Source organism: Nocardiopsis listeri NBRC 13360, from assembly GCF_001570765.1.
GTDB lineage: Bacteria > Actinomycetota > Actinomycetes > Streptosporangiales > Streptosporangiaceae > Nocardiopsis > Nocardiopsis listeri.
In genome coordinates this window covers 1-16,162 of record NZ_BCSH01000016.1, presented here as the reverse complement: position 1 = coordinate 16,162, position 16,162 = coordinate 1, and the positions used below count along the sequence as shown (strand labels likewise).

Annotated in this window: 17 protein-coding genes; 4 read left to right on the top strand and 13 right to left on the bottom strand. The window is 70.2% G+C overall.

All coding sequences use genetic code 11. The annotated features are described in order from the left end of the window. Nucleotides 1-62 precede the first annotated feature (62 nt). Entirely contained in the window at nt 63-986 is a 924-nt protein-coding gene (locus tag NLI01S_RS06080; RefSeq protein ID WP_067600536.1) for a TatD family hydrolase, read from the top strand. A 259-nt stretch (nt 987-1,245) separates the two neighbouring features. On the opposite strand, the gene rsgA is transcribed toward NLI01S_RS06080, so the two are convergent. From rsgA to NLI01S_RS06060, 4 genes are all read right to left on the bottom strand, one after another. Continuing rightward, nucleotides 1,246-2,361 (bottom strand): ribosome small subunit-dependent GTPase A, encoded by a 1,116-nt coding sequence (gene rsgA / locus NLI01S_RS06075; RefSeq protein ID WP_067600530.1) that lies wholly within the window; start codon nt 2,359-2,361, stop codon nt 1,246-1,248. Between the two features lie 266 nt (nt 2,362-2,627). Then, nucleotides 2,628-3,503, bottom strand: coding sequence for an MHYT domain-containing protein (locus tag NLI01S_RS06070; RefSeq protein WP_067600527.1), 876 nt, complete (start codon nt 3,501-3,503; stop codon nt 2,628-2,630). A 127-nt stretch (nt 3,504-3,630) separates the two neighbouring features. Next, nucleotides 3,631-4,401 carry an MHYT domain-containing protein gene (locus NLI01S_RS06065; RefSeq protein ID WP_067600524.1) on the bottom strand — a complete coding sequence of 257 codons (771 nt, stop codon included), beginning with the start codon at nt 4,399-4,401 and terminating at the stop codon, nt 3,631-3,633. A gap of 482 nt (nt 4,402-4,883) precedes the next feature. Then, nucleotides 4,884-5,426, bottom strand: coding sequence for a TetR/AcrR family transcriptional regulator (locus tag NLI01S_RS06060; RefSeq protein ID WP_067600533.1), 543 nt, complete (start codon nt 5,424-5,426; stop codon nt 4,884-4,886). A 492-nt stretch (nt 5,427-5,918) separates the two neighbouring features. Between NLI01S_RS06060 and NLI01S_RS06055 the strand changes: the two genes are divergently transcribed. The 3 genes from NLI01S_RS06055 to NLI01S_RS06045 all read left to right on the top strand — a co-directional run bounded on the left by NLI01S_RS06055 (nt 5,919) and on the right by NLI01S_RS06045 (nt 7,256). Next, nucleotides 5,919-6,410: a hypothetical protein gene (locus NLI01S_RS06055; RefSeq protein WP_067600521.1), complete on the top strand. Its 492-nt coding sequence runs from the start codon at nt 5,919-5,921 to the stop codon at nt 6,408-6,410. Between the two features lie 98 nt (nt 6,411-6,508). Next, nucleotides 6,509-6,880 (top strand): hypothetical protein, encoded by a 372-nt coding sequence (locus NLI01S_RS06050; RefSeq protein ID WP_067600519.1) that lies wholly within the window; start codon nt 6,509-6,511, stop codon nt 6,878-6,880. Nucleotides 6,881-7,013: 133 nt separating this feature from the next. Next, entirely contained in the window at nt 7,014-7,256 is a 243-nt protein-coding gene (locus NLI01S_RS06045; protein WP_067600515.1) for a hypothetical protein, read from the top strand. A gap of 32 nt (nt 7,257-7,288) precedes the next feature. Here NLI01S_RS06045 and NLI01S_RS06040 read toward each other — a convergent pair whose 3' ends face one another. Genes NLI01S_RS06040 through NLI01S_RS06000 form a run of 9 tightly spaced genes read right to left on the bottom strand, consistent with a single transcriptional unit; the run spans nt 7,289 to nt 16,104 of the window. Next, the gene (locus tag NLI01S_RS06040) at nt 7,289-8,293 is read right to left on the bottom strand and encodes a sugar phosphate isomerase/epimerase family protein (protein ID WP_067600512.1); all 1,005 of its coding nucleotides are present in this window, start codon (nt 8,291-8,293) and stop codon (nt 7,289-7,291) included. Nucleotides 8,294-8,332: 39 nt separating this feature from the next. Continuing rightward, nucleotides 8,333-9,730 carry an alkaline phosphatase family protein gene (locus NLI01S_RS06035; RefSeq protein ID WP_067600510.1) on the bottom strand — a complete coding sequence of 466 codons (1,398 nt, stop codon included), beginning with the start codon at nt 9,728-9,730 and terminating at the stop codon, nt 8,333-8,335. Between the two features lie 43 nt (nt 9,731-9,773). Next, nucleotides 9,774-10,937: a metabolite traffic protein EboE gene (eboE, locus tag NLI01S_RS06030; protein ID WP_067600507.1), complete on the bottom strand. Its 1,164-nt coding sequence runs from the start codon at nt 10,935-10,937 to the stop codon at nt 9,774-9,776. Then, on the bottom strand, nt 10,934-11,803 hold the full coding sequence (locus NLI01S_RS06025; RefSeq protein WP_067600505.1) for a TatD family hydrolase: 870 nt from the start codon (nt 11,801-11,803) through the stop codon (nt 10,934-10,936). Before NLI01S_RS06025 ends, eboE begins: the two co-directional genes overlap by 4 nt. Next, on the bottom strand, nt 11,804-12,460 hold the full coding sequence (locus NLI01S_RS06020) for an EboA domain-containing protein (protein ID WP_067600502.1): 657 nt from the start codon (nt 12,458-12,460) through the stop codon (nt 11,804-11,806). It abuts the gene before it with no gap. Next, entirely contained in the window at nt 12,457-13,302 is an 846-nt protein-coding gene (locus tag NLI01S_RS06015; RefSeq protein ID WP_067600499.1) for a sugar phosphate isomerase/epimerase family protein, read from the bottom strand. The genes NLI01S_RS06020 and NLI01S_RS06015 overlap by 4 nt, the downstream gene beginning before the upstream one ends. Then, nucleotides 13,299-14,180, bottom strand: coding sequence for an SCO3242 family prenyltransferase (locus NLI01S_RS06010; RefSeq protein WP_067600496.1), 882 nt, complete (start codon nt 14,178-14,180; stop codon nt 13,299-13,301). Before NLI01S_RS06010 ends, NLI01S_RS06015 begins: the two co-directional genes overlap by 4 nt. After that, nucleotides 14,177-15,334: an inositol-3-phosphate synthase gene (locus NLI01S_RS06005; protein ID WP_067600493.1), complete on the bottom strand. Its 1,158-nt coding sequence runs from the start codon at nt 15,332-15,334 to the stop codon at nt 14,177-14,179. The genes NLI01S_RS06010 and NLI01S_RS06005 overlap by 4 nt, the downstream gene beginning before the upstream one ends. Before the next feature lie 14 nt (nt 15,335-15,348). Beyond that, a complete protein-coding gene (locus NLI01S_RS06000; RefSeq protein WP_067600490.1) occupies nt 15,349-16,104 on the bottom strand; it encodes a hypothetical protein in 756 nt (251 codons plus the stop codon). Nucleotides 16,105-16,162: the final 58 nt, after the last annotated feature.

Below are 16,162 nucleotides of genomic sequence, written 5' to 3'. Positions count from 1 at the left end.
GAGAACGTCTCGGGGCCCGCGGGGAATCTCCAATGACCGAGGGACGACGGAGGAAGGTCGACGTGGGCAAGCGCAGTGGCAAGGCGGTCAAGGAGCGCAACGCGCAGACTCCGCCGGCGGCGCCCGAGGCGTTGCGGGTGCGGGTGGCCGACAGCCACACCCACATGGACATGCAGACCCCGGAGGTCCCCGAGATCATCGCCGCCGCCGAGGCCGTGGGCGTGACCCCGTTGGTGCAGGTGGGTGTCGATCTGTCCTCCTCGCGCTGGGCGGTCGAGGTCGCCGGTCGGTACCCCGGGAAGGTGTGGGCCGCGGTGGCCCTGCACCCCAACGAGGCCCCGCGCGTGGTGCACGGCGACGGTGCCGAGGGTGTGGAGGCCGACGACACCGACTGGACGGAGAAGGCCCGCCCGGCCGGTGGCATCGAGGCCCTGGAGGCCGAACTCGTCGAGATCGACGCCCTGGCCGCTCGCCCCGAGGTGGTCGCGGTCGGGGAGACCGGCATGGACACCTTCCGGACCGGGCCCGAGGGCGCGCGTGCCCAGGAGGAGTCGTTCCGCAGGCACATCGCCATCGCCAAGAAGCACGGCAAGGCGCTCATGATCCACGACCGCGAGGCGCACGAGGACGTCCTGCGGATCCTGGAGGAGGAAGGCGCCCCCGAGCGGGTGGTCTTCCACTGCTTCTCCGGCGACGCCGAGATGGCCAAGGTGTGCGCCGAGCACGGCTACTTCATGAGCTTCGCCGGAAACGTCACCTTCGCCAGTGCCGAGCCCCTCCGCGAGGCGGCCCACGTGGCCCCCGCCGAGCTGGTCCTGGTGGAGACCGACGCGCCCTTCCTCACCCCCAAGCCCTACCGGGGCCGCCCCAACGCGCCCTACCTGATCCCGCTGACGCTGCGAGTGCTCGCCGAGGTCAAGGGGATGGACGAGGACGAGCTCGCCACCATCGTGGCGGACAACGCCCGTCGCGCCTTCGATTTCTAGCAGTGTTTTTTTTGGGGCCTCCGCTGGCGCTTCGGCCCGTGTTCGGGGCCTTTGCAGATGTTTCGGGTTTCAAGTAACACGGCATCGTCGTCTACGCCCACCCGTGGCCCGCCACCACCCCAACGGAGCGCTGACGCGCACAGGCTTGAATCAAGCTCGTTCCTCGCTCGCGGCTTGACTCCTCTTGCACGGTGTTGGAACGAACCCAGGATCTCCGGACCCGAACCGGGCAATCCCCCGTGGTTCCGCGTAATGGAAGCTAGAACCCTCGCTTGCGCCAGGCGTTCTCACGGCCCTGACGGTCGATCCGCTTCCATTCCTTGCGCCGGGCGGCGCGCAGTCGGGCGTCGTTTCGGCTCCGATTCCACTCGGCCTCCCGACGCAGCCGGAACCAGCGCTCCAACCGGGCCGCGTCCAGTTCGCCCTCGTCGACGGCGGCGTTGACCGCGCAACCGGGTTCGTTTCCGTGTGAGCAGTCCCGGAACCGGCACCGCTCGACCAGGGCGTGGATGTCGGCGAAGGTCCGATCGACCCCGGTCTCGTCCCCGGGAACGTCGATTCGACGCACCCCCGGAATGTCCAGGAACAGGGCGCCACCGGGCATCATGACCAGTTGCCGGTGGGTGGTGGTGTGCCGGCCTCGGCTGTCCTGCCGGATCCGGCCGGTCCCCATCACCTCCCGCTCGGCCAGTGAGTTGAGCAGACTGGACTTGCCGGCTCCGGAGGTACCCAACAGCACCCACGTGTCACCGGCGCGCAGCCGGGCGGTCAGGTCGGACAGTCCGTCGCCGGTGTGCGCGCTGACGCCGTACACGTCCGCGCCGGTGGTGACGGCCCGGACCAGTTCGAGGACGTCGGGAAGCCGATCCCCGGCCAGTTCGGACTTGGTGACGGCCACGACCGGGGTCGCCCCGCTCGCCCAGGCGAGGCTGAGGAACCGCTCCAGCCGACCCACGTTGGGGCCCTGGTCGGCGGCCTCGCAGATGAGGACGCCGTCGACGTTGGCGGCCAGGACCTGGTCGTGCGAGTCCTTGGCCACGCCCTGCCGGACCAGGGTTCCGGTACGTTCCAGGACGGCCTCGACCACCCAGGCGTCACCGGAGCGGCGGACCGCCACCCAGTCGCCACTGGTGGGCGCGGTGGAACGGTCCGACTCGGCGGCCCTGCGCACCTGGGGCGACGGTTCGGCGGTGGCGGGTTCGGGCAGGCGGACGGCGACGGCGCCACGTCGGGCCTCGGTGACGCGGGCCGGTCGCAGGTGGTGCGGGGACGACAGGGCGTCGAAGGCCGCGGAGACCCGCGGGTTCCATCCCAGTCGGGTCAGAGGGTGTTCGGGCAGGCCGGTCGTGCCGGTGTGTTCGCTGTGCTGACTCACGTCGTCTCTTCTTGGTACGGCGCGAGTCGGGGCCGTCGATGTGCGGCGGCTCAGGACTCGCGGGAGATGAAGGAGGTGTCGTTGTGGGGGGTGGACACGAGGACGGGCATCGTGTGCTCCTCTCTTCTTCTCCCGCGGAAAGAAGCGGGACCCGGTGTGGCCGGGGCGGTGCGCGCCCGGTTCGATTCGGGACGACCTTAGGCCGGGGCGCCCCCGGGACGCCAGTGGTTTTCACGGTCCGGGCCCCGCTCGGGTGCGGAACCGATTCAGCGGGGCCGGCTCCACACGTCGTCACCCGAACCGGGGGTGTCCTGGTCCAAGGGTGCGTCGGGAGATCCGTGCCGGGGCACGTAGTCCTCTTGTCCTCGCAGCACGGTGTGTTCGGTGGAGCGGTGGGAGGGACGACTGTAGTCCCGACGGTGGTCCTCGTCGCCGCTCAGCATCAAAAAGAGGCTACAGATCAGCACGAAGACGAACAGACCCACGATCAGGGGAAGCACCAACTCGGTGGCCTTGACGCCCTCCGGGGCTCCGTAGCGGGTCATCTCCGGGCTATCGACGTGCAGCCCGGCCATACCGGTGTAGTGCATGGCCGACACCGCGAGTCCCATCACCAGGGAGGCTCCGAGGATGGCGCCGTTGTGCTTCAGGTTCCGGGCGAACCACAGGGCCACGGTGGAGGCCACCAGGCCGATGACGCAGGAGGCGACGACGGGGACGACGTCGTGGTGCATCTCCCCGTGCAGGTTCATCGACGCCATGCCGGTGTAGTGCATCGAGACGACGCCGACGCCGAGCAGGGTTCCGGACAGCAGCAGGCGTCCGTTGCTCTGGTTCCGGATGACCAGGTGCAGGGCCAGACCCATGAGGAGGATGGGTATGGCGCCGCTCAGCAGGGTCAGGAACGGGTCGTACCTGATGATCGTCCCGGAGATGGTGTGTCCCAGCATGGCGATGAAGTGCATCGACCACACGGCGATACCACCGAGGGACAGCGCCGCCAGGATCAGCCACTGCCAACGGACCAGACCGACCGCACGGCGGGCCCTCGAAGCGAAGACCAGCCCGAGGAAGGAACCGATGACGGAGACCGCGTAGGCGAGGACGGGGGTGAGTAGACCTTGGGGGAATATGTCGGCCATGGCCGCAGGCCTCTACTTTCTATGATTCTGGTCACAAATATGACCGTCACTCACAGATGGTAGAGACCGACCGTAACCCCCGCCAGGGGTGTGAAGATGGATTTCGTGACCGTTTTCGGCCAGTTGGCTAACCGTGGTTTTCGATCGACCGGCGGTGGGAACCCCGTTCGCCCGAATGCGGACGATCTTCCACCCCCAGCATCAGGAGCAGACTGCACACCAGCAGGAACACGAACAGTCCCACCACGAGTGGCAGCAGCAGGTCGATTCCGGTCGAGCCGGCCAGGGTGTCGGCGGTGCGTTCGCTCAGGGTGACGTCGACGCCGAGCATGCCCGTGTAGTGCATGGCCGAGACCGCGACACCCATCACCAGGGCGGCGGCCAGAATGCTGATCGTGCCGCGCAGCCGCCAGGAGAACCAGAGGGCGACCGTGGCCGCGACCAGGGCGATCACCGTCGCCAGGGCGACGAACAGGGGATCGTGGTGCATCTCCCCGTGCATGTTCATCGAGGCCATGCCGATGTAGTGCATGGAGACGATCCCAGAGCCCGCGATCACCCCGCTGATGAGGAGGCGGGTGTTGTTCGGCTTGGTGCTCATCAGGAACAGCGCCACGGCCATGACGAAGATCGGGAGCAACCCGCTGGCCATGGTGAGCCCGGCGTCGTAGCGGACCGGGGTGCCGTGCACCTGGAAGCCCAGCATGGCGATGAAGTGCATCGACCAGATGGCGGTACCACCGAGGCAGATCGCGCTCAGGGCCGGCCACCACCACCGGGCCGCGCCGGTGGCCGTTCGGAGTCGGCGGGCGAACATCAGGCCGATGAAGGATCCGATCACGGAGACCCCGTAGGCACCTATCGGCGTCAGCAATCCCGTGTTGAAGTGGTCGATCATGATCTCCGCTTCCCTGGGCGTAAAAGGGTGAATCCTTAGCCTTCAGGATGAAATGCCTGTTCAGGGGTGTTGAGTGCGGAGAGCCAGGGGCCGTGGCCCGGGCCTCGACGGGTCGACGGAAGCGCGTGGCCGTTGGAGAAGCCGGTTTCGGTTCACTCGGAATATATGTTGATTATCACTGCTCGGGTGGCCTGGGCAGCGTTTTTCAGAGCCCCGCCGGCGCTCCGGCCCACCCGTCGCCCGCCACCACCCTCAACGGACGCCTGCGGCGCGGTCCTGCCGGGTGTTCTGGCGCCCCGAAAAGTCAGGAACGGGTTGTAGGGAACACCGTGGCGCCTACGGTGTGATCCTCGTTCCTCGGATCCCACCTTCGGCACCTCCCCGGGTTTCCAGAGGTCAGAGCCTGACGGCGTCCGAACGGGTGCCCCCCGTGGTCGACGAAATAGTCTCCAGAGGCGAATGTTCGGCCTGCCCCCCGGGGGCTACTCCTTGGAAGCGCGCATCCCCTGGAAGGCGATACGGACCAAGGCGTCGGCGATCTCCTCGCAGGCCAGTCCACGGTCGGGCTTGTACCACTCGACGATCGAGTTGACCATGCCGAACAGCAGGCGTGAGGCGACCGCCGGGTCCACGTCGCTGCGGACGTCACCGTCGACCACGCCTTCACGCACCAGGTCGGCGATCAAGTGGTCGAAGCGCCGCCGGCGCTCCAGTGCCCGCTTCTCCACGTCGGTGTTGCCTCGTACCCGCAGCAGCAGGGTCACGTGTGGGAGTTCCTCGACCAGCACCCGGACGCTGCCGCGCATCACGTGTTCCAGGCGGTCGATGGCCCGCCCGGTGGTCGCGCCCTCTTCTCCGGTCACCTCGAACAGCGCGTCCATCGCCAGGTCCAGCGACCGACGCAGCAGCTCGGTCTTGCCGGAGACGTGGTGGTAGATCGCGGACTTGGTCACGCCCAAGGCGCGGGCCAGGTCCTCCATGCTCGTGCCGTCGTACCCGCGTTCGTTGAACACTCGGGCGGCCACGCGCAGCACGGAGTCGGCGTCGTGCCCCGGGCGGCCGGAGCGGCGCCGTCCGGTCGAGCGTGCGGCGGAGTCGTCGGGTGCGGAAGTTCGGGCCACGATTGTCGAACCTACCTTGCGGCGGAGAGCTGGAACGCGTGGAAGGTCGGGTCCCCCTCACGTGTCGACCGGATCGGTCTACTGAACGAACGGTCGGTGACACACCCTAGAGCCTGTTCACGTGCCCTGCGTTCCGTGAGCGAAAGTCCCGAAACAGAATAACGGGATCTCATCCGGCGACACGATCTGAAAAGTCCACAGATCGTATTCTGATCATCAAACGTCACTTACTTCCTTTCGGAGAAATAGCAGGCCAGAAGGTACGGAAGGATTAAATGACGGAAAAGGCTGCGAGAAGAACGATGGCGGCTTATTCTCGAATCGTCCGCTACCGGGACATCGTTCGATTCCGCCCGCGGGCCGACCGGATCGGCTCCGCCCTCACAAAGGAACGCCGTGCACGCCATCGACCAACAGATGCGGGAGATGCTCCAGACCCCTGGCGTACGCAGTGTCTGTCTCGTCGATTGGCGAGGCGACCGTGCCCTGACCCACGTCGGAGAGGACGACGGGATCTCGGGCGCGGCGGCGATGCTCCAGGCCATCACCGGCGGGCCGCTCTGCGCGGCCCAGACGGTGGAGGACGTGGTGGTCACCGAGGTCGACCACCACGTGCTGTTCGCGGTCCTGCGCGGCTCGCACTACTGCGTGCAGGTCCGTGTGGAGCGCGACCAGGGCAACCTCGGGATCGCCCTGCGTCGACTGCGGGACCTGGCCGACAACGTCGAACCACCCGAACACGACACCCACCCGCCCCGCCGTGGCCACGGCCGTCCGATCAGGCCCAGGGCCCTGGTCACCCTGGACCGGCCGATGCTGGAAAGGGTCCTCACCGGGCTGCGCGCCCTTTCGGTGGAACGGCCCGGAGCGGAAACGGTGGTCGCGTGAACGATGGTTCGCTCCCGCGCGGCCGGGGTCCGGGACTGCGTCGTTGGATCGCCGACCGGAGAGAGCTGCGCCGAATCAACCAAAGGAAAGAGAAGGACATGCCCAACATCGAAGCCGGACTCAAGGAAATGATGGAGATCGAGGGCGCCATCGGTGCCGCGGTGGTCGACTACAGCAGCGGCATGGCCCTGGGCACCCTCAGCTCGAACAAGTCCCTGGACCTGACGGTGGCCGCCGCCGGCAACACCGAGGTCGTCCGGGCCAAGATGCGGACCATGGACCAACTGGGCCTGAACGACGCGATCGAGGACATCCTCATCACCCTGTCCGGGCAGTACCACGTCATCCGGCCACTCACCAGCCGCAAGGGGCAGGGACTCTTCCTCTACCTGGCGATGGATCGCACCCGCGGGAACCTCGCCCTGGCCAGGCACCGGCTCAAGGGCATCGAGGAGACCCTGGAGATCTGAGGCCGGTCCCGGGGCGGTGGGTCCGGCCCATCCCCACCGTCCCGGTATCGGCTCGTCCCATGCGCTTTCCCCCCTCGCCGCGGATGGGAGAGAATGTCGTCGACCATCCCCCCGAACCGCAGGGAGACCGGCGATGTTCCGGATCGCGATCAGTCGGCTCACCGACCACGGCCGCCGCATCACCCCCGAACACCGGAGTACGGCCCTGTCCATCGACGAGGCGGTCCTCGCCCTGCGCGAGGTCCTGCCCGGCGTGGACACCAGTGCCTTCGGCGGTGACGCCGTCCAACGCTCGGTGAACCGGGTCAACGACTTCCGCCACGACGTGGAGACCGACGGCGGGGAGTTCCGCGTCGTCATCGCCCCCATGATGTGACGGTCCGACGTGAGGGGCCGTGGCCGAGTCCGTCAGTCGGAGCCGAACGCGGAGTCGAAGGAGGAGGTGGGCGGGTCGAAGGCGTTGGCCCGCACGAACCTCACCGCCTCCGCCGCACCCGTCAGACGGTCCATCCCGGCGTCCTCCCACTCGATGGAGATCGGCCCGTCGTAGCCGATCGAGTTCAGCACGCGAAAACACGCCTCCCACGGCACGTCGCCCCGGCCGGTCGACACGAAGTCCCAGCCCCGACGCGGGTCGCCCCACGGCAGGTGTGAGCCCAAACGTCCGTTACGTCCCCCGCCCACGCGCTTGCGGGCGTCCTTGCAGTCCACGTGGTAGATCCGGTCCCGGAAGTCCCACAGGAACCCGACCGGGTCGATGTCCTGCCACACCATGTGGCTGGGGTCCCAGTTCAATCCGAACGCCTCCCGGTGCCCCACCGCCTCCAGTGCCGCCTGTGTCGACCAGTAGTCGTAGGCGATCTCCGAGGGGTGCACCTCGTGGGCGAAGCGCACCCCGACTTCGTCGAACACGTCCAGGATCGGGTTCCACCGGTCGGCGAAGTCCCGGTAGCCCGCCTGGATGACGTCGTCGCCCACCGGCGGGAACATCGCCACGTACTTCCAGATCGCGGAGCCGGTGAAGCCCACCACCGTGGACACGCCCAGCTTCGCGGCCGCCCGGGCGGTCAGCTTCATCTCCTCGGCGGCGCGCCGCCGTACGCCCTCGGGGTCGCCGTCGCCCCAGACCCGGGACGGCAGGATGTCCTGGTGGCGGTGGTCGATGGGGTCGTCGCACACCGCCTGGCCCAGCAGGTGGTTGGAGATCGCCCACACGCCGAGCCCGTGCCGTTCGAGGATCTCCCGGCGCCCTTGGACGTAGGAGTCGTCGACGGCGGCGCGGGTGACGTCCAGGTGGTCGCCCCAGCAGGCGATCTCCAGTCCGTCATAGCCCCAGGAGGAGGCGAGTTCGCACACCTTCTCGAAGGGCAGGTCGGCCCACTGGCCGGTGAAGAGGGTGACCGGTCTGGTCATCGTGCTTCCTCCGTTGTTCGGGGGGTGAGGCCGGTTGGGTCACAGCGGGGACGACCTCGTCGGTGCCGGCACACCGACGAGGTCGAGTATGAGATCGCGGACCTCGGTGGCCGCGAAGCGATCCCGGTCCGGGAGGGGGCCGTCGCACAACAACAGCGGCCCGTCCTCGGGATCGGTGTGGGGGCGTCCGTGGGTGCCGCGCACACAGTTCGGGTCCAAGGGGACGACGTTCATCGCGTACCGCAGGCCGACCTTCTTGCGGAGCAGGTTGGCCGCGGCCCGCGCCTTGACCATCGGATCGGCGGGGTCGAGGAACAGCTCGGCCGGGTCGTAGCCGGGTTTGCGGTGGATGTCGACGCCGCGCGCGAAGTCGGGGGCGCGGTCGTCGTCCAGCCAGTAGTAGTAGGTGAACCAGGCACCGGGGTCGGCGAACAGCACCAGTTCGCCGGAGCGGTCGTGGTCGAGTCCGTGATCGGCCTGCGCCGCACGGTCCAGGACAAGGTCCACGCCCGCCAGACCGGCCACGACCTCGGTGACCTCGGGCAGGTCGGCGGGGTCGTCCACGTAGACGTGGGCGCACTGGTGGTCGGCGACCGCGAAGGCGCGCGAGGCCCACGGGTCCAGGTACTCCATGCCCTCCTGCGTGTACACCTCCAGCAGCCCGGCCTCGCGCAGCGCGCGGTTGACGTGCACGGGGCGGTCGGCCGGGGTGATGCCGTACTCGCTGAGCACCAGCACGGTGACACCGGCCGCCTCGGCGTCGTCCAACAGCGGTGCCAGCGCGGCGTCGAGGTCACCGACGGCCTTGAGGGCCTGTTCGGATCCCGGACCGAAACGTTGTAGGTCGTAGTCCAGGTGTGGGACGTAACACAGGGTCAGGTCGGCCCTGGGCAACAGTCGGCGGGTGGCGGCCACGATCCACTCGGTGGAACGGAGGGAGGCGGTCGGCCCCCAGTAGTGGAACAGGGGGAAGGGGCCCAGCTCGGCGGTGAGTTCGTCGTGCAGGGCCACCGGCCGGGCATAGCAGTCCGGGGACTTGCGCCCGTCCGCGTGGTAGACGGGTCTGGGGGTGATGGTCCAGTCGGTGGTGGCGCCCATGGCGTACCACCAGCACACGTTGGCGGTCCGGAAACCGGGGCGGTGCCTGCGGGCGGTCTCCCACACCTTCTCGCCTTGGACCAGCCGGTTGTGCTGGCGCCACAGGTACACCTCGCCCAGGTCGCGGAAGTACCAGCCGTTGGCGACGGCGCCGTGGTCGGCCGGGGTGGTCCCGGTGAGGAACGTGGACTGCACGGTGCAGGTCACGGCGGGCAGGACGGTCTCCAGCGTGGCCTGTCGGCCTTGTTCGGCCAGGGCCCGCAGGCGGGGCGCGTGCCGAAGCAGCCGGGGGGTGAGGCCGACCGCGTCGATGACGAGGAGGCGGCGGTCCTGGGTCATGGGGAACGGTCCCTTCCTTCGGGGGTCACGGGCCATCGGGCGTTCACAGGGCGGTCAGTCCGAGGTCGAGGAGCCGGTCTCGGGTCCAGGCGAGTTCGGCGGCGATCCCCTCGATCAGCCCGTCCTCGCCGACGGGCCTGCCGCCCTCGGGCAACACCGTCCAGGTGTAGGTCTCGACTTCGAGGTGGTCGGTGCGGGCGCCCTCGGAGCCCAGGAGGTGGGCGAGGGTGTCGGTGAGGTGGTCGGTGGTGCCGCGCAACGGGTCGTTCGCGGGGGAGTGCAGGGGCGCGTGGAAGTGGGTGCGCCAGGGCCCGCGCCCACGCAACGGGCGAGGGCCGTGGAGGGCGTCGGGCAGGTCGTCGCGGCCCCGGGCGCGCCCGCCCACGAGCTCACGGGTCTGGTGCAGGAACCGGTCCTCAGCGAAGGCGGTGAGCGCCTCCCGGGCACGAGGGTCGGTCGGGTCGGGGACCTCCAGGGCCGCCGACACCTGGGTCTTGACCACCGGCAGTCCGGCGTCGGCCAGGCGGGCGAGCGCGGGTCCGGGTTCCTCGAAGCCCACCGCCAGGTGGCAGGTGTCCAGGCACACGCCCAGGTGCGCGGGCGACCCGGCCAGGAGCCGGGCGGCGTCGTGGGTGCTCTCCACCACGCACCCCGGTTCGGGTTCCAGGGCGACCCGGACCGGGCGTCCCGCGTCGGTGAGTTCGGCCAGCGCCCCGGACAGTTCGGTCAGGTGGTCGCGGGCGGCCACCGACCGATCCGACGACCAGGGTTCCCGCCAGGCCAGGGGCAGGGTGGAGACGCTGCCTCGGGCAGCATCCTCGGGCATCAGGCGGGCCAGGATCCGGGCGCAGTCCACCGTGTAGTCGAGCCGGGCGCGGTCGGTCCAGTCCGGACTGTAGACGGCGTGCTTGACCACCGGGTCGTGGAAACCGGTGTAGGGGAACGCGTTGAGGGTGACGGTCTCCAGCCCCGCCGTCGCCAGGCCCTCGCGCAACCGGTCGACCAGGGCGGGGTCGGCGGCCAGCTCGCGGGCCAGGGGAGCGGGAAGCCACAGCCCGAGTCCCAACAGGTCGACGCCCAGTGCGGAGCGGACCCCGCCGCCGAACACCCGGATCTGGCGCAGGACCCCGTCGAGGTCCTCGGCCGGGTGGACGTTGGTGCAATAGGCCAGGTGGACGACGGTGCCGTCGGAGTGGCGGAACCTCATCCGGCGTCCCCCTCGGGGCGCTCGCCGCGCAGGATCGAGTTGCCCTCGAAGGTCGCCCCGACCGAGGAGGCGCCCTCCAACGACAGGCGACCGCTTCGGGCGAAGAAGTCCACCGGGTTGCGCCACAGCACCCGGTCCACCTCGTCGTCGGTGAAACCCGCGGCCAGCATGGCCCGCCCCGTGTACAGGGTCGAGAGCGGGTCGCTGTGCCCCCAGTCGGCGGCCGAGTTCACCACCATCCGGTCGGTGCCCCACTCCGAGAGGATCCGCACCATCCGGTCCGGGGCCATCTTGGTGTCGGGGTAGATGGAGAAGCCCATGACGCACCCGGAGTCGTGCACCATCGCCACGGTGGTCTCGTTGAGGTGGTCCACCAGCACCATCTCGGGGGAGATGCCCGACTCGGCGACCAGCCGGAGCGTGTGCCGGGTCCCCTCGGCCTTGTCCCGGTGCGGGGTGTGCACCAACACCGGGAGTTCGAACTCCTTGGCCAGTTCCAGCTGCCGGCGGAAGACCTTCTCCTCCTCCGGGGTGCGCGAGTCGAAGCCGATCTCGCCGACCGCCACCACACCGTCCTTGGCCAGGTAACGGGGGAGGACGTCGAGCACCCCGGTCAGCCGGGGGTCGTTGGCCTCTTTGGGGTTGAGCGCGATGGTGCAGTGGTGGGCGATCCCGAACTGCGCGGCACGGAAGCGCTCCCATCCGATGAGTCCATCGAAGTAGTCGCGGAAGGAACCGACGCCGGTGCGCGGCTGGCCCGTCCAGAAGGCGGGTTCCACCAGGGCTCGCACCCCCGCGTCGTACATCGCCCGATAGTCGGCGGTGGTGCGCGAGGTCATGTGGATGTGCGGTTCGAAGATGCGCATTCAGCCCTCCTGCGGCCGTTCGTGGAAGGGGTGTTCGGGGAAACGGTCCAGGACCGGTCGGGTGTCGGCCGGCACCGACCGGCCGGCGGCGGAGCGTTCGTGGGCGAAGTCCGCGCACATGCGGGCCAGTTCGAGGTCGACCCGGGTGTCCAGCCCCGCCACCAGACGCAGTGGCACCCCGACGAACAGGCACTTGAGTACGGTCTGTCGCCAGGCGTGGTCGTCCGACAGGGACTGGGCGGGACTCGCGGCCGCCGCCGCGATCAGTCGGGTGTCGTTGGTGCGCAGGGCGTCGGCGAGCAGGTTCCGCACCGTCCCCGCGACGTCGGGCACAGCGCCGTCCAGCAGGTGGAGGCCGTGCAGCACCGCGCGTTTCTCGTCGGCGTCGCCGTATTCGTACAGATCGGTGACCTCCGTTGCCGCGTCCCTCGGCGGCAGGCTCTCCACCACCGTCCGCAGCAGTTCGATCCGGGCCAGGTCTTCCAGGGTGGGCCCCAGCGTTCCGGTGGGGTCGCCGGAGGGGCCGGGCCCGCGGGCCACTCGTCGCCCCACCGCGGGGAAGAGGACGGCGACACGGGAGGGCCGCTCCGCCACCTGGGCGCAAAGGGAGGCCAACACCGATCGCGCCTTGTCGTCCAACGGCTCCGACCCGCTCATGTCCCCTCCTCGACCCGGGCCCAGGCGGCGTCCAGGGCGCGCTTGGACCTCTCCGCGACCACCGGGGCGGCGTGACCGTGCCGGGGCAGCTCCACCGACGCCAGGCCGGTGTACCCCACCCGACGCAGGGCGCCCAGGACCCCGGGCAGGTCGATCTCGCCGTCCCCGAACTCCAGGTGCTCGTGTACGTGGGGACGCATGTCGTCCAGTTGCACGTTGGCGATCAACGCGCCCGCCCGCTCGACCGCGCCCTCGGGGCCGTCGGGTTCGTTGCACACCCCGTGGCCCACGTCGAGGGTCACCCGCAACCGCTCGGGGTCGCCGAGCCTGCGTCGCAGCTCCAGGACGTCCGCCAACCGTTCGGCGAACATGCCCGGCTCCGGTTCGAAGGCGCAGTCCACGCCCAGCTCGTCCGCGACGACCAGGACCTTCTCCAACCCCGAGGTGAGACGGTCCCACCCCTGGCCGGGGGTGGTGCCCCCGGGCAGGATCCCGGACCAGCAGGACACCGCCTCGGCCCCCAGTTCGTCGGCGATGCGCACCGCGCGTTTGAGCAGGTCGACCCGGAGGTCCCGGTCGGTGTCGGAGACCAGGGTGGGCTCGTGCTTGCGTCGGGGATCCAGCAGGTAGCGGGCGCCGGTCTCGATCACCGACGCCAGACCCAAGGAGTCCAGCCGGCGCCCGATCGCCCTCACCCGGGCCTTGGCGTCCAGGGAGAACGGATCCAGGTGCGGGTGGTCCAGGGTCAGCGCGACCCCCTCGTACCCCAGGTCGGCGATGATCGCGAGCGCGTCGTCGATCCGGTGGTCCCAGAACCCGTTGGTGCCGTATCCGAACCTCATGTCACCGCCACCCTCCGCGAAGCACGGGCGACGACGGGGGCTCCCACCGCCAGCGCGCAGGCCGGTACGGGTGCGCCGTAGCGGGACAGCAGCGCGGCCTGGAGCGTGATCATGCCGCGAATGCCCACGCCGGTCGCCTCCCGCGCGTGTTCGGCCGAGGGGTCGGTGAGCGCCCGTCCCTGGGCGAGGCCGACCGTGCCGGCGTAGGTCCCGGCGAACATCCCGGCGATCACCGCGTCCACCGCGCCGTGCGGGGCCCCGGGCCCGGTCCGGCCGGGAAGGGCCGCCATCACGGCCACGGCCAGGGTGCAGGCCAACGAGCCCGCGACGATCACCGGTCGGGTGCCGTGCACCTCGCCCCGGCTCAGCGCGGTCACGCCCAGGGTGTGCACGGCCATCGCCACGGCCGGCCGCGCCGCCCGCCCGGGCCGGTCACCGGCACCGAGCAGAACGTCCAGGCCGCGGGCCGTCGCCATCCCCAACGGCGACAGACGGGTGGGTTTGAGCACCAGGTCGTAGGTCCACACCGTCGTGGCCAGGGCGGAGGCGACCAGTGCCGTCCGTCGCCCGCCGGCCAGCGCGGCCACCCCCACACCCGCCACCGTGAGCCCCGACGCGACCGCCAAGGCCTCACCCGGGGCCACCGAGCCGGAGGGGAGGGGGCGTTCGGGGCGTTCGACCGCGTCCAACTCACGGTCGGCGTAGTCGTTGAGGGCCATCCCCGCCCAGTACAGGCACACCGAGGACAGCGGTAGCGCCCACGTGCGCGGTTCGCGCAGCCGTCCGGCGGCGGCCGCCCCGGTCAGGGCGTCGCCCAGTACGGAGAGGGCGGCGGGCAGGCGCACGAGACGGGCCAACGATCGGAGCTTCGCGTTCATCTTCGAGCACCCCCGTTCCCGGCGCACCAGGCCGTCAGGGCCCGCCACTGCTCGGAGAGCCCGTGCACGTCGCTCGCGGCCGGGTCCTTGAAGAAGAAACCCATTTCCGGCACCGGTCCGACCCGGCCGGACCGGTGGGCGTGCGCGGACAGCCGGGCCAGGTCCAGCACCAACGGGGCGGCGAGGGCCGAGTCGTACCCCGACCAGGTGAACTGCAGGGTCATCCGGGCGCCCAGGAACCCTTCGAAGGACACGTGGTCCCAGGCGGTCTTGGCGTCGCCCAGGTCGGGCACGTAGTCGATGTGCAGCGGCCCGTCCACCGGGTGCCCCAGCAGGTGCTCCAGGCCACGCGTCTTGGACGAGGACTTGTTGTCGTTGCTCTCGGGGTCGTCGAGGGTGCGCCCGTCCCCGCCGCCCAACAGATTGGTGGAGGACCACGAACGCACCCGCAGGGCGCGCGCGGCGAACATGGGCGCCAGCGCGCTCTTGACCAGGGTCTCCCCGGTCTTGCCGTCCGAACCGGCCCACGGCAGCCCCAGCCGTTCCGCCAGGGCGGCCAGTGCGGGCGGACGCGGCCCCGCGTTGGGCGTGAACTCCACGAAGGAACAGCCCGCGCGCAGGGCCGCGTAAGCGTAGATCGAGCTCGCCGGAACCCGGGCGGTACCCGCGTCCAGGGCCGCCTCCAGGAGGTCGGGATCGGCGAGCTCGGGGCTCGGTCTCGGAGTCGGCTCGGTGCTGGACACGTCCACGACCACCACCCGCTCCAGCGACTCCGCTTCGGCGAACTCTCGGATGTCCTCCTCCAAGGCGTCCGCGTCGCGGCGGGAGAACCCCTCGGCGCGTGGCTCCAGTCCCTCGCGGATCCGCCGGTCCACCTCGCCCAGTTCCTCGGCGAACGCCTCGGGCAGGTGCGGCGGCAACACCCCCGATCTGGCCAACGGCTCCGCGCTCTTGACCAGATGGGTACCGCGGACGTCGTGACCGGCGAACACCAGGTCACCGATGCCGGGCAGGCCCACGTCGGCGAACTCGGGGCGCTCGGTGACGCACCCGATCGGCTCGGCGGCTCCGGCCCGGACGGCCAGGGCGCCGAGGACGGCCGTGGTGGCGACCGATCCTCGGGCCCCCACCGACCACACTCCGATTCGTGTCATACGGAACTCCCCTGTCAGTGGTCGTGGTGTCCGGGCGCGCCGTCGACGGCCTCGTCGCCGTCCTCGGCCTCGTCGGGTTCCAACGCGCCGCTGCCCGGGGCGGCGGGGAGGTACAGGTGGATGTGGCCGTGACCGGCGTCGATGCTGATCACGTCCAGTTGGGTGGCGGCCACCGACCACGCGCGGACCGCCTGGTCGCGCAGGTCGACGGTGAGTTCGAGGAGGTCGGCGCCCTGTTCCTCGTCGGCGGCGACGGCGACGTCGAGGGCGTCCAAGGTGGATCCGAGCACGTCCACGGAGCCGCGTAGACCCGCGTGGGTGACGTTGAAGTCGGTCTCGCCGGACTCGGCGTGGTCCAGGTGGGCGCGGGCGTCGTCGGTGGTCCGATTCCAATCGGCGATGGTGTCGGAGTCGGGCAGGTCCCCGGCGGACTCCGATCCGTCCTCGGGCAGAACCTCGTCCAGGGCCTCCAGGACGGGCACGAGTTCCTCGTGCGCGGCGCGGGTGTGCTCGATGAGCTCCGCCACCTGGTCGACGTGACGATCGGCCGCGGAGGCCTCCAACTCGGCGACGCGGGCCGGGTCGGGGGTGACGGCGCCATCACCGCCGTCGACGATCGTGACCACCAGCGCGACGACGGCGCCCACGAGCAGGATGGACCCGCCGGTCAACCACCAGGTGACGCGGCCGGCGTCGTGGGTCACCACCTTCTCGGTCGTGTCGGGCCCGGTCGAGCCCCGCTCGTCCTTCTGTCGTTTCCGGGTGCTCAATCGGCACCTCCTGTCCTGAGACTGGCCGGCTGGGGGAGAGCGGCGGGGCCGAGGCCGG